The 22532-nt window shown below is 46.0% G+C and carries 15 protein-coding genes; 2 read left to right on the top strand and 13 right to left on the bottom strand.

The annotated features are described in order from the left end of the window. Window positions 1-158: 158 nt before the first annotated feature. The 5 genes from ilvA to rluF form a co-directional block, all read right to left on the bottom strand. Window positions 159-1415, bottom strand: coding sequence for a threonine ammonia-lyase IlvA (gene ilvA / locus J2Z66_RS36855; protein WP_209978057.1), 1257 nt, complete (start codon window positions 1413-1415; stop codon window positions 159-161). A gap of 663 nt (window positions 1416-2078) precedes the next feature. Beyond that, a complete protein-coding gene (locus J2Z66_RS36850) occupies window positions 2079-4448 on the bottom strand; it encodes an S-layer homology domain-containing protein (RefSeq protein ID WP_209978055.1) in 2370 nt (789 codons plus the stop codon). Window positions 4449-4710: 262 nt separating this feature from the next. Then, window positions 4711-6306, bottom strand: coding sequence for a copper amine oxidase N-terminal domain-containing protein (locus tag J2Z66_RS43935; protein ID WP_209978053.1), 1596 nt, complete (start codon window positions 6304-6306; stop codon window positions 4711-4713). Between the two features lie 235 nt (window positions 6307-6541). Further along, window positions 6542-6826, bottom strand: coding sequence for a YjcN family protein (locus J2Z66_RS36840; protein ID WP_209978051.1), 285 nt, complete (start codon window positions 6824-6826; stop codon window positions 6542-6544). A gap of 394 nt (window positions 6827-7220) precedes the next feature. Further along, window positions 7221-7928 carry a 23S rRNA pseudouridine(2604) synthase RluF gene (rluF, locus tag J2Z66_RS36835; RefSeq protein WP_209978050.1) on the bottom strand — a complete coding sequence of 236 codons (708 nt, stop codon included), beginning with the start codon at window positions 7926-7928 and terminating at the stop codon, window positions 7221-7223. A 634-nt stretch (window positions 7929-8562) separates the two neighbouring features. Between rluF and J2Z66_RS36830 the strand changes: the two genes are divergently transcribed. After that, window positions 8563-9300, top strand: a complete 738-nt coding sequence (locus J2Z66_RS36830) for an NAD(P)-dependent oxidoreductase (RefSeq protein WP_209978048.1) — start codon at window positions 8563-8565, stop codon at window positions 9298-9300. 171 nt (window positions 9301-9471) lie between these two features. Here the strand turns inward: J2Z66_RS36830 and J2Z66_RS36825 are convergent, their stop codons facing one another. Next, window positions 9472-11493, bottom strand: coding sequence for an ABC transporter ATP-binding protein (locus J2Z66_RS36825; protein ID WP_209978083.1), 2022 nt, complete (start codon window positions 11491-11493; stop codon window positions 9472-9474). A gap of 118 nt (window positions 11494-11611) precedes the next feature. Next, window positions 11612-13360 carry an ABC transporter ATP-binding protein gene (locus tag J2Z66_RS36820; RefSeq protein WP_209978046.1) on the bottom strand — a complete coding sequence of 583 codons (1749 nt, stop codon included), beginning with the start codon at window positions 13358-13360 and terminating at the stop codon, window positions 11612-11614. A 516-nt stretch (window positions 13361-13876) separates the two neighbouring features. Between J2Z66_RS36820 and J2Z66_RS36815 the strand changes: the two genes are divergently transcribed. Next, the gene (locus J2Z66_RS36815) at window positions 13877-14254 is read left to right on the top strand and encodes a response regulator (RefSeq protein WP_312894966.1); all 378 of its coding nucleotides are present in this window, start codon (window positions 13877-13879) and stop codon (window positions 14252-14254) included. 647 nt (window positions 14255-14901) lie between these two features. Here J2Z66_RS36815 and J2Z66_RS36810 read toward each other — a convergent pair. From J2Z66_RS36810 to J2Z66_RS36785, 6 genes are all read right to left on the bottom strand, one after another. Further along, the gene (locus J2Z66_RS36810; protein WP_209978043.1) at window positions 14902-15732 is read right to left on the bottom strand and encodes an aldo/keto reductase; all 831 of its coding nucleotides are present in this window, start codon (window positions 15730-15732) and stop codon (window positions 14902-14904) included. Window positions 15733-15887: 155 nt separating this feature from the next. Beyond that, window positions 15888-16139, bottom strand: coding sequence for a hypothetical protein (locus J2Z66_RS36805; RefSeq protein WP_209978041.1), 252 nt, complete (start codon window positions 16137-16139; stop codon window positions 15888-15890). Between the two features lie 98 nt (window positions 16140-16237). After that, on the bottom strand, window positions 16238-16414 hold the full coding sequence (locus tag J2Z66_RS36800) for a Uma2 family endonuclease (RefSeq protein ID WP_209978039.1): 177 nt from the start codon (window positions 16412-16414) through the stop codon (window positions 16238-16240). Between the two features lie 121 nt (window positions 16415-16535). After that, entirely contained in the window at window positions 16536-17102 is a 567-nt protein-coding gene (locus J2Z66_RS36795; protein WP_209978037.1) for a DUF6155 family protein, read from the bottom strand. 121 nt (window positions 17103-17223) lie between these two features. Further along, window positions 17224-18723 (bottom strand): IMP dehydrogenase, encoded by a 1500-nt coding sequence (locus J2Z66_RS36790; protein WP_209978035.1) that lies wholly within the window; start codon window positions 18721-18723, stop codon window positions 17224-17226. A 965-nt stretch (window positions 18724-19688) separates the two neighbouring features. After that, window positions 19689-22451, bottom strand: coding sequence for a cohesin domain-containing protein (locus J2Z66_RS36785; RefSeq protein WP_209978033.1), 2763 nt, complete (start codon window positions 22449-22451; stop codon window positions 19689-19691). Window positions 22452-22532 lie beyond the last annotated feature (81 nt).

Below are 22532 nucleotides of genomic sequence, written 5' to 3'. Positions count from 1 at the left end.
GCGAGTGAATAAAGTAAGCGTTTTAGTTCTCTATAAACAAAAAAAGAAGCCTATCGGCTCCCTAAAATGGTATGAACGAAATTTTTTCGTGCAGAACAATCCTATAGAAGCAGGCTCATCCAGAAAGGAGGTCTATGCCTTTAAAGCTTTCCAAACGATCATATCAACAAATTAAACAGCTTCGGATCCTTATTGATTTCGATATATCCGTAGTCCTTGTCCGACAGACGCTCAATCAGACCCTCGTAATCGTCCTTGTTCTTAAGCTCAATGCCGACCAGCGCCGGAGCATCATCACGGTTGTTCTTCTTAGTGTACTCGAAACGCGTAATATCGTCCGTCGGCCCCAATACCTCTTCCAGGAATTCGCGGAGCGCACCAGCACGTTGCGGGAAATTCAACACAAAATAATGCTTGAGACCCTCATATATTAAAGAGCGTTCCTTGATTTCCTGCATCCGGTCAATATCGTTATTGCCGCCGCTAATAATGCACACGACATTTTTGCCGCGAATCTGTTCGCTATACGCATCTAGCGCGGCTACGGACAGAGCACCCGCCGGTTCAATAACAATGGCATTGTTATTATACAGCTCCAGAATCGTCGTACATTCCTTGCCTGCGGGTATAAGCACAATGTCCTCAAGCAGCCTTTGGCAAATTTCAAAATTCAGCTGTCCAACCTGCTTCACCGCCGCGCCATCCACAAACTTATCAACCTCTGATAGCTTGAATACATTCCCTTCTTTAAGGGCTTTGCTCATGCTGGCAGCTCCCTCGGGCTCGGCACCAATGATATGCGTCTGGGGCGATACACTCCTCATATAGGTAGAAACACCGGAGACGAGACCGCCACCTCCAATGGTTGCAAAAATATAATCAGGCGATTCCGGAATCTGGTTCATGATCTCGAGCCCAACTGTGCCTTGACCTGCAATCGTGCGGGCATCATCAAAGGGATGGACGAACACCTTGTTCTCCTGCTCACAGTAAGCCTTCGCTTGATTAGAGGAGTCATCGAAAGTATCCCCAGTCAAAATCACTTCTACGAAGTCTCCTCCAAACAGATTCACCTGAGCAATCTTTTGCCGCGGAGTAGTAGTAGGCATAAATATAGTTCCTTGAATGGCTAGCTGCTTGCAAGAATAGGCCACACCTTGTGCGTGATTACCTGCACTAGCGCACACAACACCACGCTCCCGCTCTGCTTGCGATAAGCTTTGGATGAAGTTATAAGCGCCTCTTATTTTAAAAGAACGCACGATCTGCAAATCTTCTCTTTTCAAGTAAACATTACAGCCGTACTTGCTTGAGAGCTGCTCATTTCTTTGCAGCGGAGACGGCTCTATTACTTTACTAAGCACGTGACTCGCTTTAATGATGTCCTCAAGTCTAACTACTTCAGAATTTGTCACGTCTTATCCCTCTCCTTATCCTTATCCCATGTCTATTAACAATTTTATTTTTACTGCCTATTGTACCACAGCCATTACTAGAAAAACTATGAACACAAGGAAAAAGGGATCAAACTATTACTTTGAAAAACGTCTTGTGGCGTCCTTTGATGAGCGTGTTCGTGACGTGGGAGCGTTGCGGAGGTAAAGAGTGTGGGCTCCAGCCGCTGTTAAAGATTTGTTCCCTTGAATGGAATGGATGAGGAGGTAGGAACAATTCTTTAAAGGCGATCGCTACCGCTCTTCCACCCACAGCCCTTCCCTCTTCTCAGCTACAATCGTACGAATGGCACGAACAACAAGCTCAAACGGACTGCCAGCAAGGAGTTCTCTCTTGGTTAGGGGAGATTTTCCCGCGGGCACAGGCGTTGGGACTGAAGAACGGCCCCGCCAACGCGCACAACCGAGAGTATCTGCTACTTTAACGAACTTTAACGATGTTTTTCAACGTTAAAAGCACCGGCTCCCCTCCACGTCACTACTTTAACGATGAAAAACATCGTAAAGTGAAGCACACGAAGCACGAAACTTATACTTTCCAGTTGGCTAATCAACGAAAAAGCACGCCATTAATAGGCGTGCCCGAATACGAATAATGAGTAATTTCTATACCTCTTGAATTCCTTAAAAGTAGCGTCCTGAACCCTGCAGGTCCGTACGCTTCTGTAAGTAACGGAAGAATGCAGCGGAGGCTTGAGCACGGGTGACGTTCTCAGCAGGATTAAAGCTGCCGTTTGTCAAAGTCATAATTCCCAGACCGACCACGATTGCCGCTTCACCGCGACTTTTGAGCTTAGCAGCATCTGCAAATTTATCGTTAAAGATGTCCTCGTATTTAGCCAAGTCTTTGTAGCCTAGAGCTCTTACGACAAGCTGAGCCATCTCTTCACGATTCATGGTTGCAGTAGGATTGAAATCCGTACCTGGGTCTATTAAGCCACGATCCACCGCATTTTCTACATAAGCAAAGTATGGGGAACTATTGCTCACATCCTTGAAGGAAGCTTCACGGTCAGCAGCATAATAAATCCCATAACGTCCACCATTCATAGCAATGACAAGCATTTTGATCATTTCGCCGCGAGTAATAATCTTATTCGGACTTACTTTGCCATCAACCACATCGATAGCCCGGTAATCGACCATCAATTGAAGCTCATTACGCGCCCAATGGTTGTCAATATCCGTTACCGTCAGCTTCTCAATAGAGATAACATCTCCGGTAGACGCTTCTTTCCATTCGCCGGTTACTGCATCCAGGAAAAAATTATCCTGTGTGTTCTTCGGCACAAGCGCGTAGACAAGCTTGGTTGTTACAGCCGCACCGTCTCCGCTAACAGGCGGCATGATCTCTCCAGCTGCTACCATCAGATTATATTTTTCAGCAGAAATACCACCCGAATTAGCATAAGCGTTCTCGTTCACGGTAATGTAGGAAAGTTGAATGTCGTACTGAGACATCAGCAGATCCTTGGCTTCCTCTAATGGAAGAACCTCTGGCTTTTGCTGCGGATACGCAGTTTCTGAAAGATAGGCATAGTAATTGACAACCTCGCCAGTAGTCCGGTCAATACTTATATTGACACTTTCATTACCGGCATTGACGCCATCAATGACTCTTTGAAAGTTCATATCCCAATTCTGCATCTTTTTAAGTTGATCCAGAGGTATCGACTTGTTTGGTACAGACCCTAGCACCAATTGATCCGTGTAAGCAGGAAGATTCTTCTTCACAAATTCAATTGCTTTTGTCTTGGCATCCTCTAAACTCACCTTGGCATCCACGTCTTTGTCATAATTGTTATTATTCAAATAGCGGTTATAGCCACTCAGCTCACCAGTCCGGCTGTTGACAGTTGCGGAGATGAATGCTCCCATTTTCCCTGTCTTATCGTTCTCGGCAGGCGGCTGATTCCAGCGCAAATTCCAGCTGGATGTAACCTCTCCGGTTTCCGGATTCGTATTTTCGTAGAAGGAAGCATCCTCCAGCTTGATACCAGCGGGTAGTTTAACCGATTCATTTACTTTGGCAATTGCCTGCTCTTTAGTCAAATTCAAATTACCAGTCGGCTTCTGCCCAATCGGCTTATCTGTCAAAGGCTTTGCAGCCTCTTCCTCGGATACAGAATACCCCCGGTTCCACGGCTCGCCTGTAACAGCGTCAATTAAATTATTGCTCATGCTGTACACGGTAAGCGGCTTGCGCTCTCCTCTGGCTTCGTATGGAATTTGATATGATAAGGAAATGTTCGATGTATCACGGAAAGCTTGTGCAGCTTTTTCTTTGGAAATTACGTCCTGCTTTTCAAATTTCAAAGTATCATCCCAATTGTAATTGTAGCCGGTTATTTTTCCATCACCATCCACACTGATTGAGATTCCATTCTCCGGAAAAGCTACTCCGTTAACAACGCGATCATAGCGGATATTATATTGATAGCTGCCGCTTAATGGGGGACGGAAGGATTTCTCATCGCGGTCATTATATTGCACTTGATTCTGTTCTGTAGGATTAATTTTGGCGATCCATTCAGCTGCAGCGGCCTTGGCTCCTTGATAGTCAACTTTTGGCGGATAGCTGGGCTTACGGTCAGGATCATTATCGTAAGAAGAGTACCCCAACAGCTTGCCGCTCGTGCCATCAATAGTAATGCTGATATTACCGTAATTCCTGTCTTTCACCTTTTTGGTGAAATTCATATTCCATGTTGGGGTTTCTTTCCCTAAGTATGCCCGATAGGAATTCATATGGACGGATTCCAGTACGTAGCCTTCAGGGATCGTTATGTAGGTCTTGGCCAGCTCCAATGCTTTTTCTTTAGATATCTTCGCTTCCAGCTTCAGGTCTTCTTGCGGAGGAACGGCTTTCCCTACAGATGTAGAACTCTGACTGCTGTAAGAGGGTATAGCCTCATCTGCCCAAGCTTGGGGGGCCACGGAAAATAACATGGCTGATGCAATAACTGCAGTTCCTGCTTTTTTTATTATTTTCAATTGAATCTGCCTCCTAAATATCTCACGATTTAATCCATCACCCTTCAGACGGCAGCTGGTAAAAAAATGTTGCGGATTCCTCACCCAATATAAAGATAAATCTGATATACAGCAAAGAAACCGCCCGGGATGCATCTGATATGCAGCCATGAGCGGTTTATTTGTCCTTTTTAGTAAAGCATTACTTGGTATTACCAAGAAACACCTGGCGATACTTAGGGATGCCTAGATTGTTTCACTTCACTTACTTCACTTATTTCACTTACTTCTCAGTCAAGGTAATCGTTCCTTTTGCAGAGTTCCAAGTCAGATCCCATCCGAACAGGTCTGCCAAGAACTGAGCCGGAACCACAGTACGCTCACCGTACAAATGAACGATACTGCCAACATCCTTAGACGTTCCATTCAACTGCATAATATTATTGTCGATCCAGAAAACGGCTGTCGTATCATCAATTGTAATTGTTGTTGCTGAACGATCCGTTGGATCCCAAGATACTGTAGCGCCTAATGCTTCAGCAAGATAACGAAGTGGCAGGAACACCTTACCATTCACAACTTCTGGAGTTATGTCCATAGCAACACTTTCACCATCATTTGTAAAATAGCGGCTGCCCTCGGTAAATACGATAACATCCTTTTGGGAAGTTGGGGGCTCTGTTGAAGGCTGCTCATTAGAGCTGAACAGTTCAGGGAACTGGGCCACCACACCACCAGCTAATTCATTTCCAGTCATAGCCATATGGGCATACGTGGTGCGAAGCTTCGCATAAGCAGTGCTATACGTATTATTGCTTGCATAAGCGTTGAAGGATTCAAGCAAGTGCCCAATATGCATTTTCAAACCTTCTGCAATTTGGTTCTCTTTGAAATTCGGGTTTGCATCTGCAAAGAATTTGGCTTGCTTGGTCCGGTATTCTTCAAGATCGGATACAGCCTTTTGACGTTTAGTCTCGTCCTTAGCAGCCGTAGCCTTCACATAATCTACGAGGTAACCAATGTGTGAATTCCAGATTGGCTTGAAAGCATCACCTGCGGCTTCACCATAAATGGTTGAAATTCCAGCAGTCAATTCATCCGAGTTTTTCAGCAAAGCAGCTGCAGCTTGATCGAAATCAGCAGCTCCGGAAAATCCTTTTTGCATTGCCAAGGCTGCAAGAATACCGTGTTCACCCAGCGTACGCTCTAGTACGGAGCGAAGTGTAGATGCAGTCTCTGTTGCGTCGCCTTGCGGATATTTATCTGGGTTTTGCTTAACAATGGCTGCAGTAAGCCCATCTGCAGTCATATACATATGAGCATAAGCAGTGCGTGCGGCATTGTAAACTTCAGTGTAATCTTTATTCACATAAGCACTGAAAGCAGCCAGCAAGTGACGTATGTGCATTCTTAAATCATTTGTAACATCAGCTTCCACTAAATTAGGATTAGCTTTAGCGAAAAATCTTGCCTGTTCCACGCTGTAGGAATCCAAGGCGCCAAAAGCTTTGGTGCGTCCCGGCTCATCCCCAGCTACAGTGGCCTTCACATAATCAACTAAATAACCAATGTGTGAATTCCAGATCGGCTTGAAAGCCTCCCCCGCTTCTTCTCCATACACAGATGCGATTGCAGCGGTAAGGGAATCCGAGTTCTCCAGCAAAGCTGCTGCAGCTTGATCGAAATCACCAGCCTTATCATAACCTTTTTGCATAGCGATAACAGCTAACAGCGCATGTTCTCCAAGTATATTCCCCAACTTGGAACGCAAATTTGCTTTGCTTCCTTCCGTGGATGGCACTGCCGCGCTTGCTAATGCAGGGATAAGCAGCGTCAAGCACAGTGCAAAGAGAACTATTTTGGTAACAACTTTTTTCACAGGCTTTCTCTCCTTTTTTCAATAAGATATAAGTTCGTGATGTTGCGTTATGTATTGCTTCCTTTCATTACCCTTGCGATATCGTGTTGAAACAATAAAAAAATTGTTACGAAAACCATAACAAAAAGATCTATGCATACATACCTGGCATAAACCTTTTCATAGTGCTATGAACCGCATCGTTACTTGACCTACATGAGTAAAAATAACCCAAAGACCTGCGGCCCCGGCAACCTTATGGACCTGTTCCACTCGAAGTCACGCGCCAACCTAATCCATTTTTTTTCACATAAATATATGAACTTGATAAGCCATCCACATAGAATAACTTCCCATACCTCGGGTCATTCTTTATACTTCCTTCTTGAACATCTGAACTGAAAGCTACTACTGGGTGAAGAGAAAAGAAAATATACTTACGTACTGCTAATTCAGGTGTTGGAGAAGGAAAAAACAAGAAATATACGGCTAATAACAGCAATGCCATCTTGCCTATTAATCTCTTTTTCTTAATGATCAAAATATCATCCCCAAAACTTTCGATAATTGATACAATAAACAATACATACAGAGGGACTTGCTCGGGGTATCATTTCTTCTGGTTGATATGAAGATTCCTTGAAGCTTTTATTATACCATTTATTATATATTTTTTAAATATATGTAATTTTAAGTTACAGAACGTAGTATAGTTCAAGCCACTCTCAAGTGGACACTCCCCTAACATTTGGTTCCTGAGAAAAAGGATAGTGAATATAATTAAAACATTTTAACCCTGTAATCCTTTATCGCGGTAAAACGACAAAACCCCAAAATCCCATATTTTTCGGCATATTCAACAAGAACGAGATCCCTTCCACATACATTACTGTGAAGAGATCCCTTATTGGTCATACCCTTTACACCGTTTAAAGTCAGATCTTCGTCTCGTCGCTTTTCAAGGTTGCCATAAGTGCTTGCAGTTCCTCTGTCGTAAGGTTCCTCCACTTGCCATTCCTCAGACCATCCAAATGAATATTCATAATCCGCACACGCTGCAAATTAACGACCCGGTAACCGAACGCTTCGCTCATTCTCCTGATTTGGCGGTTGAGGCCTTGAGTCAAAATGATTCTAAACACACGGTCATCGATTTGATGCAGCGTGCATGGCTTGGTCATGGTTCCAAGAATTTTAACCCCGCTGGCCATTCCTTTCAGAAACATCGGTGTTATCGGCCGGTTCACTGTTACAATATATTCTTTATCGTGATTGTTCTCAGCACGCAGGATCTGATTGACAATATCACCATTATTGGTAAGCAAAATCAGCCCCGAGGAATCCTTATCCAGACGTCCAATAGGAAAAATGCGCTCCGGATGCCCAATGAAATCGACAATGTTGCCTTGAATATGCCCCTCTGTCGTACATGTAATGCCCACCGGTTTGTTCAGAGCAATATATACATGCTGTTTCTTGGAGCCGATGGGGCGCCCGTCAATACAAATCTCGTCCCCGTCCTCCACCGTACTGCCAAGCTCCGCCATCTGCCCGTTGATCGTAACACGCTTCGCTTCAACCCACTTGTCCGCTTCCCGCCTTGAACAAATGCCCGTCTCACTTATATATTTATTAATTCTCATCGATAAAAGTACCCCTTATCCCAAAAAATGTGCCGCTCACTCATACATGATCATTATGCTTCATTAGACGACAAGGATCAAGTATGAGAACCTGATGACAGACTGTAAAAAGTTGCGTTTAATCGGATATGATAAAAGAAGATGTAAAGGATCGTTTATAAAAAGCAGCTGCCGTTGTTTAGGGATAGCAGGGATAGCATTTCTAAATGTCCGAAGGTTCATGTAAAATGAGAAAGACGGATAAAGCGGCTGGGGGCGGGCTTCTACTTTAACTTTAACGATGTTTTTCATCGTTAAATACCGGGGGCGTCGCCACAACCTTACTTTAACGATGAAAAACATCGTTAACGTCCCTTTTTACCACCCAAACAGGCCATCCGCACGCTTTTAACGATGAAAAAACATCGTTAACGTGACGGTTTGACTTGAAACACTTCATTTAACGATCAAAAACATCGTTAAGTGGGCACACGTTCCTTTCAGGAGAGACGGGCTGCTAGGCTGCTGCTATCATTTCCATCGCTACGAAAGGCATTACTGAAAATTTGGCTCTTTAGCGATGTTTTTCGTGTTTTTCATCATTAGTGTGCAAAAGAGTGCCAAGAATTGAAGAAGGAAGCAGGGGATTATAGAGATGCATTTGTTAATTTTGGGAGGCACAGGGCGTGTTGGCAGTAAAATTGTTGAGCAGGCGTTGGCAGACGGACACAGAGTAAGCGTATTAGCGAGGAATTTGGGGAATCTCGGAAATCTTAGAACTCTCGGGAGCAATGGGAATCTTGGGAGCATTGAGAGCATTGGGAACATCGGAAATCTTGAGAATGTCGAAAACCTTGAGAACGTTGAAAACGCTGAAAAGGTCAAAATACAAGCAGGCGGCTTAACCTTGCTTCAAGGGGACGCCTGCCTGCTTGCCGATCTCCGCTTAGCAGTTGATGGTGTTGATGCGGTTATTAGCTGCCTGGGAACGGACGGGGGGACGGTTCTGACAACGAGCATACCGCTGCTTATAGCTGTCATGAAGGAACAGGGCATCCGTCGTATCATTACCGTCGGCACGGCCGGTATCCTGCAGAGCAGGGAGTACCCCCATTTGCTGCGGTACGAGTCGCCGGACTCCAGACGCTCCTCAACACGTGCAGCTGAGGAGCACCGTAAAGCCTGGGAGCTTCTGGCCTGCTCCGGACTGGATTGGACGTTAGTATGCCCAACCTATTTACCAGATGGTGAACGGCTCGGCAGCTACCGCTTCGAAAAAGATTACCTCCCCGATGGAGGTACCTCAATTTCTACTGCGGATACAGCCGATTTCACCTATGCCCAGCTGCAGCAAAAGGATTTCATTGGCTGCCGCGTTGGTCTAGCTTATTGAACCTTCTAGTCTATCCATTGCTAGACGCTCATTAGATGCTTGTTAGAACCTCGTTCGGCTCTCCTCAGATGCTTGCTAGCTTGCTAGACTGCTCCTCGGATGCTTGCTCGACGCTCGCTAAATGCTCGTTAGACACTCGTTAGACACTCGTTAAACGCTTGACCCCACTCGCTACAATCTCGCCGGCAGAACCTCCGCCTCCGCCTGATCCGCGGAAGCCGAACCACTCTGTCCCTGCTGCAGCTGGTACATCTGATAGTACCGACCTTGCTGCCGCATAAGGTCTTCGTGGTTGCCGCGTTCGACGATCTCACCGTGGTCGAGCACCAGAATCTGGTCGGCGCTCTTGATCGTCGACAGCCTGTGGGCAATGATGAAGGTGGTACGCCCCTTCTTCAGCACCTCAAGCGCGGCCTGGATCACGGCCTCGGTTTCCGTATCGATGCTGGCAGTCGCCTCATCGAGGATCAGAATCGCCGGGTTGAAGGCCAGCGCCCGGGCGAAGCTGATCAACTGCCGCTGTCCGGCGGACAGGGTGCTGCCCTTCTCGATAACCGGCTCATCGATGCCATGACGCAGCCCCTTGAACATCTCCTCAGCGCCCACATCACGCAGCGCCTGCTGAACCCGCTCCCGCGAGACCGACGGATCGTTCAGGCTCACATTCGAAGCAATCGTTCCCGTGAACAGGAACGGGTCCTGCAGCACGATGCCCATATGCTGACGCAGCATTTGCTTCGGGATGTCCCTGACATCCTTGCCATCAATGCTTATAGTGCCCTCACGAACATCATAAAAGCGGAAAAGCAAGTTAAGCACAGAACTTTTGCCCGATCCGGTATGACCAACTAAAGCCACAGTTTCACCCTGTTTGGCTTCGAAATTAAGCTGTTTAAGCACATACTCCTCATCTTTGTAAGCAAATGTAACATTCTCGAATTTCACATTGCCTTTATAGCGCTCCATGCTTTCGGTGGATACCTCTACTCCCTCTTCATCCAGCAGTTCAAATACGCGGTCAGAGGCCACAAGCGCTTGCTCCAGATTAGCCAGCTGATTCACGATACCAACAATGGGCTGGAACAGCCGGTTTAAGTAGTCCACGAAGGCGTACAGCACACCTACTGAAACAACAATCCCCATACCGAGGGAGCCGCCGCCCACCATCAGGATCAAGCCGAAGAAAAACAGGTTACGGAACACTTGAACCAGATTGTGTGAGGTGACCGAGTTCAGCGTAAGCATTTTGCTTTGATAAGAAAAGTGCTCCTGGTTCAGCTCGTCAAACTCGCGAATCGTCTCCTTTTGCCGGCGAAAAGCCTGAATAATCGGCATCCCTTGAATAGCCTCATTAATCATCCCATTGATACTGCCCAACCGCTCCCGGATTTCACGATTAAAGGCTGAAGCATACTTGCGATAAACCTTAATCCATATATACAGCAGAGGAATAATTGGAAGAGTGAATAAGGCCAGCCTGTAATCGAGCGCGAACAAAGCTGCAAGAATACCAAGTATATAAATAATGCCTGTAAAAAAGTTCGCCAGCACCTGAACATAAAGCTCACGCACCGCTTCCGTATCGTTCGTAATTCTGGAGACAATTTTGCCGGCAGGCTGGTTATCGAAATAATTAACTGGCAGCCGCTGGATTTGGGCAAATACATCTGTGCGCATTTTCTGAACGATGCGGTTCGCACCAGTTTGCAGTAATAAACCTTTTCCATATGAAAAAAATGCACCGATAACGATCAAGCCAAAATATATAAAAGCCAGCTTCACCAAACTTTTGAATTCCGGCTCGTAAAAGGCATAGAGCTGCTTAACAGCAAGCACTTGTGCCGGATAAACCGCCTCATTACTACCATTGGTTATTGTTAATTGGCTGCCTTCAAGCTTACGGCTTCCATCAAAGCTTATCGGCTGGTCAACAAAAACAAATTTACGTCCAACCTGAAGGATGCGGACTTCCTGACCGGTCGCCTCTCCTTCGTCCAGACGATCCCCTCTTTTGTACCAGTCTCCATTGTAGGAAACCGCTCTAGCGCCTTCGTCCGCCTCATACCAGGGGGATTCTATGCCCAGAATATGGCGGTCGATCATTTGCTTCGCGACAAAAGGGCCTGCCAATTCAACGGATACTGCCGCACTAAGCAGCAGCAAAGCAAATAGGATTGGTTTTTTAAACAACATTGCATATTCGAACAAACGCTTTCCTGTACGTTTTTTCAAGAGGCCTCACCTTCTTTCTTCCCTCGATAGATCTGTCAATTTATCTTCATTTGATCTTCAATTGATCTCTCATCCTATTTTATCCTTCAATTAAGCTCTCCAACTGCTGCCTGTCATACTGCTCCTTATACCAGCCTCCCAGCTCAAGCAGCTGTTCATGCGTGCCTTCTTCAATTACTGCACCTGACTCAAGCACCAGAATCCAGTCAGCGTGCTGCACAGCAGATAGGCGGTGGGTTGTGATCAAGGTTGTTTTATCGGCACGCTCGCTGCGGATGCTGCGGATGATCTCCGCTTCCGTCTTTGCATCCACTGCTGACAGCGCATCGTCAAGGATCAGGATTTCCGGATCCACAATAAGCGCCCGGGCCATAGAAACACGCTGTTTTTGACCACCGGATAGGGAGACGCCTTTTTCTCCAACCATCGTTTCAATTCCTTCAGGCAGGTACTGCACATCTTTGCTGAATGCCGCCAGCTCAAGAGCTCTTTGCACTTCCTCAGCGGTTGCATCCTTACGTCCGAAACGGATATTTTCGCTTACCGTCCTAGAGAAAAGAATAGGCTGCTGCGGCACATAGCCGATCCAGCTTTGGATACGGTCTAACGGCTGCTGCTCAATAGGAACGCCTGAAATCGATATCGTTCCGGCCCCTAGCGGGTACTCCCTCAAAAGCTGCTTCAGCAGCGTAGTCTTGCCGCTTCCGGTACGTCCCACGATCCCCAGTGTCTGGCCGCGGTTCAGTTTAAAGGAAACATCGCTCAGATTGTCGCTTGCTGAAGAAGGATAACGGAAGGTCACCTTATCAAAGCAAATAGTATCAGGCTGCGATACTTCCTTGAGGTCTACAGCCTTATCCTGCACATCCGGTTTATAACCCAAAGTTTCCATTACCCTATCAAGCGACGCATTACCCCGCTGCATAATATTCACAAGCTCGCCAATAGCAAACATAGGCCAGATCAGCATACCCAGGAATACGTTGAAGGAGACCAGTTCCCCCAGTGTTAGCTCATTATTGAAAACCAGGTAACCGCCGTAGCTGAGCCCAATCAGATAGCTGATACCTACCAATATCTTAATCGTCGGATCGAAAAGCGAGTCAATACGGGCTACCGCAATGTTCTTGTTGTACACATCATCGGTCAAGGCCTTGAACTTGGCTTCACTGGCCGATTCCTGGACGAATGCACGGATGACCCGCACGCCCGCAATATTTTCCAGCACCTCATCGTTCATGCCCCCGAAAGCATCCTGCGCCGTCATAAAGCGGTTGTGAATTTTCCGCCCATAGATTTGTACCATCAAGGCAATCAGCGGCAAAGGCAGCACCGCGGCCAATGTCAGCTTCCAGCTCACAAAAAATGTCATTACAGTCAATATGGTCAGCATAAAAAAAGTAGAATCCACCAGCGTAAGAATACCGAAGCCAGCTGTAGTTGATACGGCGTGCAGATCATTTGTCGCTCTCGCCATAAGATCTCCTGTACGGTTGCGCTCATAGAAGGTTGGCGTCATTTTGATAAACTGCTTCATCAGTCTGGAACGGAGAATGCGCTCGAGCACGAAAGACCCGCCAAACAATTGATACAGCCAAACATAGGTGAGCGCATAACCCGCAATAATAATAACGCCATAAAAAATCAGCAGCTGTGTGAGCCGCTCCATCGTCAAAGTCCCCATTTGAATGCTGTCAATAGAATATCCGATCAGCTTGGGAGGAATTACTTCTAGAATACCAACGATGATAAGCAGTACAATTGCTATCGAATACCTTTTCCAGTACATCCGAAAAAACCAGCTTAATTTGTGCAGCACGCTAAACATAGGGCTTCACTCCTTTCCTAGACCTCTTTTTTTAAAATAAAAAAAGCACGTCGCTTCATGCGATATGCCCTTGTTTTATGGAAAATAAAAAAGTGCAAGTTACGATCACTCCATAACCCACACCTTCTACGTATAGTTAGTATTTAGTCTATAACTGCTGACTTATATATCAACACCGGAATATATACTGGGGGTTACCGGATATTCAGTTGTCCGTTCAATTGTTAAATCAAAGTTAAAATTATTAGCCGCGACAATCATGAAATATCCTCCCTTTCCATTCTAATTCCGTATTCCAAATAGATTTCCCTATAAGTTCCCATAAACGTTCCATTAATTGCAAAAAATGAAGCTTCAGTGGTGATTTTATCATTGTCTTCAAGGGAGTGTCAACGGATTTTTTGACTATAATTAAGCCCTGCAGCAAATAGGTCAAAATCCTGTTTCAGTATTTGTTTAGCGTCTTCCTGTATAGTCATATGTACATACTAAAAATATAAGAACGGGGTGCTTTACGTGGCCGCTGTTATGATCGTTGATGATGCCGCATTTACCAGAAATATCCTTAAACACGCTTTAGAGAAAGCCGGTCATGTTGTCATATGCGAGGCAGCTAATGGGGAACAAGCCATTGAGAAATATCTTGCTTTTCGTCCCGAGCTTGTGATAATGGATATCGTTATGCCGGAAATGGGCGGGATTCAAGCTCTGAAGGAGATCAGGAGAAGAGATCCCTATGCCATTGTAGTGATGTGCTCTGCAATCGGACAAAAGGATACCGTCATCGAAGCCATTCAAGCCGGAGCTGCTGATTTCATTGTAAAGCCCTTTCATGATTATCGTGTGCTTGAAGCCCTGGGCAGGGTTCTGCAGCATGAGAAGGCCAGCTCATAATAAGAAAAACGCCTTGCGGCGTCATTAGATGTGCGTGTTCGTGACGTGGGAGCGTTGCGGAGGTAAGAGGTGTGGGCTCCAGCCGCTGTTAAAGATTTGTTCCCTTGAATGAAATGGATGAGGAGGTAGGAACAAATCTTTAAAGGCGGACGCTAACACTCTTCCGCCCACACCTCTTACCTCTCTCAGCTACAATCGCACGAGCACCAAGCTCAAACGGACTGCCAGAAAGGGTTTTCCCTCTGGATTGAAGGAAATTTCCCCGCGGGCCAAGCCGCGGGGACTGAAGAACAGCCCTGCCAGCGCGCACAACCAAGCGGACCTGCCACTTTAACGATGAAAAACATCGTTAAGTGAAGCACACGCTCCATTCGGGGGAGATCCGGCTGCTGCTATCACTTTTACTCCCACCTCCCGTTCCTCTCAACTTCAAGTTGCGAACATCCCACGCTCATACGGACTGCCAGCAGAGGTTGCTCTCATGAGAGAAAGGGATAGTGGCGATATGGAAAAACTGAGCTTGTGCTCTCCTGTAATTCAATGAAAAACCCCTAATCCATATCGATATATGGGTTAGGGGCTTGAGGCCGCTTGAAGCTTGAATATTCACGAATTCTTTACGAGATTTACGAATCCGCTATGCTGTGTTAAAAAATAACACTGTCCGGATCGGAGCCAACACGTGAATCTTCATTCAGCGCATCGATCACCGCCATATCTTCCGCTGCTAATGAAAAGTCAAAAATATTCGCATTCTCCACTATGCGGTGCTTCTTCACCGATTTCGGGATCGTCACGACACCATTTTGCAAATCCCAACGGAGAATAATCTGAGTGACCGATTTGCCGTGTTTGGCAGCAAGCTCCTTCAGCTCCGGATGATCAAGCAGCTTACCCTGCATAAGCGGGCTCCAGGCTTCAACCTGAATGCCATGCTTTTTACAAAAATCGATCAATGGTCTTTGTGTAAGCTTCGGGTGGTACTCCACTTGATTCACAGCAGGAACGATACTGCTATCCGCCATAAGATCCTCCAGATGATGAATTTGGAAGTTGCTTACACCGATAGCCCTCACTCTGCCTTCCTCATAAAGCTTCGTGAACGCTCTCCATGTCTCTTTATATTTATCTTTTCCAGGCCAGTGAATGAGATACAAATCAAGATAGTCTAATCCAAGCTTCTCCATGCTCTCATCAAAAGCCTTTAACGTGCTTTCATAGCCTTGCTTTTCATTCCACAGCTTAGTCGTAATAAAAAGCTCTTCGCGCGGCACTCCGCACTCTCGAATCCCTTGTCCGACCCCGGACTCATTAGCGTAAACGGCAGCCGTATCAATGCTTCTGTAACCGGCCGCAACCGCATCCTTCACCGAGCTTATAACTTCGCTTCCATCTTCGGCCTTCCAAACGCCAAGTCCTAACCAAGGCATCTCAACGCCATTGTTCAGAACGGTTTTGTCTGAGATATGGTTAATCATTTTCCCATTTCCTCCTTGTGCAGACCATTTTATATACCCTGATAATTTCAAAAAGTGTAACTATGATATGTTAATTATACACGACAAATACCCTTGGAGACAAAAGCCTGCCTAAGGGCGTTAGTATCACTTGTCGATTAAGCTTGTCAGTTAAACTACAAATCCTGAAGCACAGACTTCTCCTGATTCAACGCTTCTTCCGCCTGATCAACAGCCGCTTGGTTCTCAGCATCCTGAGCTTGAGCAATCGCTCTTTCCGCTTGAACTACAGCATTTTGCGCGTTTTCCCGGGTTTCCTCGGAAGGATGGGATTGAGCCTGTGCGGTCGCATTTTGGACATCCTCTACAGCATTTTGGGCAGTAGAAATCACATTTTGAGTTTGTAAGCTGGAATCGTGCCTGGTCATCGTTGTTCCTCCTGAATGCTAAAATACATACCTGCTTAGCATGGTAAGAACATCCTTTTTTTATACAATGAAATAAACGGCGGCTCAGCCCTCGAACACTACGGATAGGTCCATCTTACCATAACAATCCGTTCCTGCGGGTAAACAATCCAATATTCCTTTACACCAGAGCATTCATATAAACGCTTCTTCAAGGTAATATCCAGCTTAAGGGAACCAGGAGAAATGACCTCGACGATCAGATCGGGAGCTCCCTTGCATCCCCGTTCATCCAACTTGCCCTGATCTCATATGATCGAAAGATCCGGCTGTACAACCGTGTCGATCTCTTTTTCCGGTTCATTCGTTTTTGGGATCCGAACATCAAACGGTGCAATATAGCCACGCAGGTCAATCTTACTCAAAATCTTCCTCTTCATAAAAATCAGAATTCGAATATAAATTTATCAAATCGTCGTAGAGTTCCCAGTCCATATCGATTGAGGCTGTCACTATTTTTAGCATCCGTTCCTTAAACATCATTGCTAATCCGGGGTTTGAATTCACATGAACATTTTTGATTATATTTGCATACACAGAAGCCATGCTATTGTAAAAATGTTCATCATCCCAGCCATATGAATCGATAAACTTTACGCCAAGCTCCACATAATAAATCATCAGGTCAATGGTCCTTACCTCGTCATGGCTCAGCTTGCTGAATTCTGCGATGGCTTTCTTCGCTTTGGCTAATCGAAGCTTCGGCTCTCCTCTCTTCGGGAAAAATTCTTGTAAAACTTGATCCTTAGCTCCCTCGTACAATTCATTAATGGTTCCTTCAGGGTCAATCATGACATTTAAATACTTCTTTACCCCGTCGTTCATCTTATAACAATCCATGATGATTGAAATTAAAACGTCTGAGTCATAGCCTTTTAATGTTTTCTTAACCTGAGATGCTGTTATTTTTGACTTCTGTTCCACTGCCGCTCTTCCTCCTATTGACTTCTATGATCCTTTTATCAAATAAAACAAAAGAAAAAGCCCCCTAGATCCAAAGGGTTAAGAAATTCCCCCAACGGTCTACGAAGCCTGGTATTTATTTCTACTCAGCCGACATGCTGCCATCTTTCAGGATAACATCATGGGCTCCGCCTTCAACAAGGCTGGTAGAGGAAACCAGAGTAATTCTCGCCTCGCTTTGCAGTCCTCTTATCGTTTTGGCGCCACAATTGCACATGGTTGATTTAATTTTACTCGTTGTCTTATCTAGGTTTTCTCTTAATCCCCCGGCATACGGGACATAAGAATCCACGCCTTCCTCAAACAGGAGTCCTTGCTTCCCGCCCAAGTCGTACCGCTCCCAATTGCGAGCCCGGTTAGAGCCTTCGGCCCAATATTCTTTCACATAATTGTTTCCGATCTTCAGCTTCTTCGTTGGACTCTCATCAAAGCGGGCAAAGTATCTGCCCATCATGACAAAATTAGCTCCCATCGCCAGCGCCATTGTAATATGGTAATCATGCACGATACCGCCATCGGAACAGATAGGCACATACGTACCAGTCTCTTCAAAATATGCATCTCTTGCTTCAGCAATTTCAATAAGCGCAGAGGCTTGTCCACGGCCGATCCCTTTTTGCTCGCGCGTTATGCAGATCGAACCTCCACCAATGCCTACTTTCACGAAATCAGCGCCTGATTCCACGAGATACATAAAGCCTTCTTTATCCGCTACGTTGCCCGCACCTATTTTCACATTGAAATTAGCCTTTACATACTGTACCGTTTCCCGCTGCCATTCGCTGAATCCGTCGGAGGAGTCAATGACCAGAATATCTACCCCCGCTTCAACCAAAGCCGGCACTCTCTCCTTATAATCCTTCGTATTGATTCCAGCTCCTACAATGTAGCTTTTGTTGTTGTCGAGCAGCTCCAGAGGGTTTTCTTTATGCCTGTCGTAATCCTTTCTAAAAACCAGATATACCAGGTTCTGATCCCCATCCACAATTGGAACGCAATTCAGCTTATGCTCCCAAATCAGATCATTGGCTTCCGACAAAGTAGTTCCTAGTGTTCCATATATAAGTGAAGAATAAGGCGTCATAAATTCACTCACGGGCTTATCCAGTGAATCTCTGCTTGTTCTGTAATCCCTACTTGTGACGATACCGAGCAGCTTTCCCTTTGGTGTTCCGTCATCTGTGACCGCTACCGTGGAGTGGCCATTTCTTTCATTCAGGGCAAGTACGTCCCGCAGGGTATGATTAGGGGTCAAATTGGAACGGCTAACAACAAACCCGGCCTTGTACTCCTTTACCTTGCGCACCATCTCCACTTGATCTGCAACCGTCTGCGAACCGTAGATAAACGAAATCCCGCCACATTGCGCCAAAGCAATCGCCATATGCTGATCAGATACAGCCTGCATCACCGCAGAAGCAAAAGGAACATTGAGCTCGATCGCTGGTTTCTCGTCCTTTTGAAATTTCACGATCGGTGTTTTGAGATCCACATTCGCAGGTATACAATCCTTAGTTGTCAAGTTGGGCAGCAGTAGAAATTCACTAAACGTACGCGATGGTTCCTTGTAATAATGAGCCACTTTTCCCCACACCTTCCTATTCTCGAAATATAAATTTTAACGATTATAGCATCTAGTCTACTTATAAGCAATGATTTCTTTCAGAAAAACGCCTTGCGGCGTCCTTTGAGGAGCGTATTCGTGACGTTGGTGCATGGAGGGAGGGAATGGCTGTGGGCTCCAGCCGCTGTTAAAGATTTGTTCCCTTGAATGATCCAGATGAGGAGTAGGAACAAATCTTTAAAGGCGGGCGCTAACGCTCTTCCGCCCACAGCCATTCCCTCTCTTTAGCTACGATCGCACGAACAGCAAGCTCAAACAGACAGCCAGCAATGGTTTTCCTCTTGATTGGAGGAGATTTCCTAGCGGACAAAGGCGCTGGGGATGAAGATTGCGCGTAGCTGAGAAGGATCTGCTGATTTAACGATGAAAATCATCATTAACGTGACGGTTTGACCTGGAACACTTACTTTAACGATGAAAAACATCGTTAAGTGAAGCACACGCTCGATTCTTCGGAGGAGGCGGAGGAGGCGGGCCGATTACTGCTGATTACTTTCGTTCTTCCTGCCACATTCAAACGGACAGATAAGCAGAGGTTGCTCTCCTGAGAGAAGGGGATAGTGGCGATATGGAAAAAATGTGCTCCCTTTCTGACTCCTTTGGAGAATGAACGGTAATACCGACCACTTCACCACTGTAAAGCTGCGCTGCACGAATTTATTTTATTAGCTCCAGGTATCCCTGTATCCCTACTTCACCTCAATAAAACTGTACTATATCCATGATTAATATTCACTCCAACTCCAGGTTCCTTTCTAAACATACACTTTCCAGTAACATCATAAAAAAGAAGACCAGAGATATTTCTCTAGCCTTCTGTCCCAGAATTCCATAAGCTCTAAAGCTGCCCTAATACGGATAACAACCTTATAATGTGCGAGACATATCCCTCTGCTTTCTCCGAATCTCCTCTCCACACACCCCTACATCCCGTTACCGTTACCCAAGATTTTCTTGGCAAACGCGACCAGATCCTGGATGTCGATTTTACCATCTCTATTTAGATCTACCCGCTTCACCTGTTCCCAATCCGGACTGTTCACGTCTTTGCCGTAATGGGCAGCCAGGATCGACAAATCGCCAACTGTAACTTTATTATCCTGGTTGAAGTCACCGGACATACCAGGTGTCACTTGAACGTTCACCGAAGACAACGCGGCTGCATATTCTTCGCCGTTACTGTCTGCCACAGTTGCGCTTGTAAGCTTAATTTCACTGGTTGCAGCCTGTGAAACCAATTTCGCGTTGAAAGTTAGCTCAACGATTTCCGCTTGACCTGTGATTTCGTTTCCCTGACCTTCACTAGCCAAAATCAATTGAGGGCTTCCGGCCTGATCTTTCACAGTCTCAAGAAGGCTAATCCCCTGTTTGATGGATTTTGCCGAAACAAGCTCGACGACTGCAGGATCATATTGCAGCTTAATATCCTGTGCATACATATCTTGAGTCACGCTGTTCAAGCCGTATTTCACTTTAAATGTTGAACCAGCAGAGACGGAGCTAGCATCTGTAGTTAAGGAAGTTACATTTGCCGCCGGAATCGGTGCATTCAGAGCATACAGTCTGCCTTCACCAGGGGCAAAGCTGGCAGTCAGCTCACCTGTTAGAGGATCATAGCCGGCTTCCACCTGTTCCCCGTTTTGCTTCGAAACTTCTTTGATTTCTCCCAGCTCCGGGTTCATGGTGAAAGTTCCCGTCGAAGCATCGGTCAAATCCCGGTTAACGATCATCACAAATCTCTGTCCGCTGCTATCTGTGAAGTCACTGATTATCCAAGGCTTCGCCAAATCATCCGGCTGCAGGAAGAAGTTTGCAGGCAGCGCAGTTGTAGATTCCGGCAGCGTACCTGTGTGATACACGGCTTGGGAGGTCAGGGAAGTTAGTGTTGGACCGAGCTGCAGCAGCTCTGAATTGATGTTTTTAGCCCATGTATATGAGCTGTTTCTTGTTCCGTCCTGTAAAATAAGCCCATCATGAAAGCCCCAATTGGCTGCTGGCGTCCAATAAGTGAAATAAATGATTCCTTTGGCCCCATAAGCCAGATTGGTATAGATGTGATACCTGATTTCATTCTCTGTCGGAGCCCGCAGATGATCGTTTGCAGCTCCTACGGATAAAATGTAAGACCAGAAATCAATGTCACCAAGCAGTGACTGCCGGCGAATAACCTCCAAATTTGCATAATAGCCGCTTAACAGCTCATGTATTGTTTTGAATGGATAATTATCGTAAACCAGAACATCAGGCTGCAGGCTGACCCATTCGCTCACATAATCCTCATATAGCTCCTCAGCTGTCCGCAGTCTTTCACTGGTAAGTACAAACGTAAAGTCAGATTCAATGGGAACACCGTTCACATACGCTTTTCCGTTAGGTTCCCAGTTCAGATCGCCATTAGAACGCACCACCCATCCGACAGAGTTGTCCCCGCCGCCATTGTGGGTCAGCTCCCAATAGTAAGACGTATCCGCAGCCACATCAGCGTCCATTTCAAAAGAAACCCATAAGTCTTCCGCACCTGAACGGGAGCGCTCGGCAATGAGCGTGTTCTTTTGCGGGGAATCCCAGAGCTTCAACGTCAGCACTTCCTCACTCCTCCATGTCGAATAATCATGGTGCAGAATGATGTTGGCAATCTTTGTTTGATTGCTGCCCGTTTTGAACGTCTGGCCTAGTGGTTTGGAAGCGGTTACAAATTCGCCAGATATATTAACCGGCTCCGACAAATTCAAGTCCTTGAAAGGATTGAAAGACTCGATCGGCAATAAGTTGACCATCGATTTGTTCCCGGGGTGATGAACCTTTAGTTGATCGACCGTTTCTTTGACTCTTGCGAACATATTGGCAAAAGGCTCATCAAACACGTTGTATCCCAATACAGCGTCGTTATTTGCATAATGCTGCGCAATTTCGTCAAGCGCCGCCACTGCCGGCTGCTGCCCATCATCATAAGCCAGCTTGGAGATGTCAGCGTTAAACGTCAGATCGGCAGCTTGGGCGATGCCATTCACATAAGCCTGCCCATCGGCATAGGCATTGGTTGTGGAAGCAGCTATCGGCAGTGCAGTCGGGCTGCTGCTTGTAAGTTCCATATAATAGCTGCCCCCGCCAACACCAACGGCTTGATAAAAGTCAAAAGTAAGTGTATCTCCCGAAATAGGGCCTGTTAACGATTTTGAAAAGAAAGCGTAGGTCTTGCCAGGATCGTTGTATACAGTCAGCGTAACCGTTACTCCAGCCGGCAGATCAGGAACACCCAGATGCAGCTGAACCGTGCTGATACCGAGCATAGTCGTTGAAATCGGGGTTTTAAACGTTTGGCCCAGCGGACTGGTAGAGCTGACCTGAAGGTTCTGGTTTTGGACGGTTTGCGTCAGCTCCTGGTAGCTATTCCATTTCAACCGTCCGTCATCTACCAGCATTTTCAAACCATGAGCCTGGGCATAAGTTAAAGCCAGGTCATTTTCCGCATAGGTGTCCACATAATTGGTGCCAACAATAAAATTTGCATTCATATTAGCAATCTCGGCATATCGTGCATCTGTTGTATCCTCCGGCCCCGGATTATAAAAAATACCGATGGGAAAAGCAGGATTCGGCGCAGGGTCAGCCTGCACAAACGGAACTGCTGTGAGCCACGCCAGTGTAAAAACACCAACCAAGATCCATTTCTTTGTGGACTTCATGAGATACCCTCCTGTTTGACAAGTATAGGATCAATACAATTCACAAGTAGCAACTGGATTCAATGAATATAACAGAGCAAG

Source organism: Paenibacillus eucommiae, from assembly GCF_017874215.1.
Taxonomy (GTDB): Bacteria; Bacillota; Bacilli; order Paenibacillales; family NBRC-103111; genus Paenibacillus_AI; species Paenibacillus_AI eucommiae.
The sequence above is the reverse complement of the archived record's forward strand: the minus strand, read 5'-3'. Positions and strand labels throughout refer to the sequence as shown.

Excerpts from the sequence above, each read along its gene's own strand:
- rluF (WP_209978050.1), bottom strand. The coding sequence starts at position 7,928 with ATGAGAATTAATAAATATATAAGTGAGACGGGCATTTGTTCAAGGCGG.
- J2Z66_RS36830 (WP_209978048.1), top strand. The coding sequence starts at position 8,563 with ATGCATTTGTTAATTTTGGGAGGCACAGGGCGTGTTGGCAGTAAAATT.
- J2Z66_RS36825 (WP_209978083.1), bottom strand. The coding sequence starts at position 11,493 with ATGTTGTTTAAAAAACCAATCCTATTTGCTTTGCTGCTGCTTAGTGCG.
- J2Z66_RS36820 (WP_209978046.1), bottom strand. The coding sequence starts at position 13,360 with ATGTTTAGCGTGCTGCACAAATTAAGCTGGTTTTTTCGGATGTACTGG.
- J2Z66_RS36810 (WP_209978043.1), bottom strand. The coding sequence starts at position 15,732 with ATGATTAACCATATCTCAGACAAAACCGTTCTGAACAATGGCGTTGAG.
- J2Z66_RS36805 (WP_209978041.1), bottom strand. The coding sequence starts at position 16,139 with ATGACCAGGCACGATTCCAGCTTACAAACTCAAAATGTGATTTCTACT.
- J2Z66_RS36785 (WP_209978033.1), bottom strand. The coding sequence starts at position 22,451 with ATGAAGTCCACAAAGAAATGGATCTTGGTTGGTGTTTTTACACTGGCG.